The 1,032-nt window shown below is 30.2% G+C and carries 2 protein-coding genes; both read left to right on the forward strand.

Going from position 1 to position 1,032, the window contains the following annotated elements:
* A partial coding sequence (locus tag EHQ58_RS18865; protein WP_210412854.1) for a hypothetical protein occupies window positions 1-325 on the forward strand: 325 nt, incomplete at its 5' end.
* 526 nt (window positions 326-851) lie between these two features.
* The coding region (locus tag EHQ58_RS18560; RefSeq protein WP_135625569.1) for a hypothetical protein at window positions 852-1,032 on the forward strand (181 nt) is incomplete at its 3' end.

Here is a 1,032-nt window from a genome sequence, read left to right on the forward strand (position 1 = left end):
CCCAGGAACTGGTCCATTAAATAATTGGATCAAGCCTGCCTTAAATAGATTTGAGGCTAAATTTGGGATCATTCATGTAGATTTAAATTATTTAATTATAGAGAAGTGTATGACTTTGTCTGAGATTTTGAAGACTATAAAATCTCTAATTGAGCTTGAGGCATTCTTGTTTTTAACGCATATCTGGAAAAATAATGAAAACCATTCCAGAAATTATGGGCAGTGTGATAAAGATTTTATATACGAAGTTTTACGACAGGAATTTAAGTTTTTCCAAGTATTAACTGAGAACGAGAATACAGATTTGATACACTTGAAATGCTAGAGCAGCCTCGAAGTCCGAATCTTATAGTTTGTTAGCAGGTAAAGACACATGATAATTTGAATGCGTGTGAATATACCTTTTTCAAATTTTTCTAAGAGGTAATTTTATTTCTGAATCCACCTTAGCTTTTATCTATTTATGTTTTGGAAAGGTTATGATTTTTTAGAGTTTTTATCTTCTTTCTATTGGTAGGATTTGCTAACGCATAAGAAATTATATGATCTTATGCTTTGTAAATATGCTTTCAATAAGGAAGTATTTTATTCTTATCCATTGATTTTGCATAATAAAATCATTATTATTTCGCCAAAATTCTTTATCAATCTAACCTCTCCTCAAGGTTTTTTGAAAATCGCCTATTATTTAATTTGAAATTGTCCCGAGACGACTCAAAAGAAAAAAGTGTTAAAAAAAAGACGAACTCACTTTTCGAAAATGAGTGGATCTCTACCTGGTTTTAAATCGCAAAACGGGTGTTCGTTTTATTTATTTTGGTGAATGTTCTGGTTAAGGAAAAATTATTCTCATGGAAACTGAAAATCAGAATAAAGATTATTACTTAGATTTTGAAAATAGTGTTTTTATCGTTGATAGCATCTCTTCGGCTTTGATCATATCGATTCTATCTAGAGGAAAAGCAATCAATTGCATTTTTGAAATCAAACAAATTGATTGGAGGAAAGCAAACTTCGTTCTGTTATATGAGT

The sequence above is a fragment of the Leptospira ognonensis genome (assembly GCF_004770745.1).
Lineage (GTDB): Bacteria > Spirochaetota > Leptospiria > Leptospirales > Leptospiraceae > Leptospira_A > Leptospira_A ognonensis.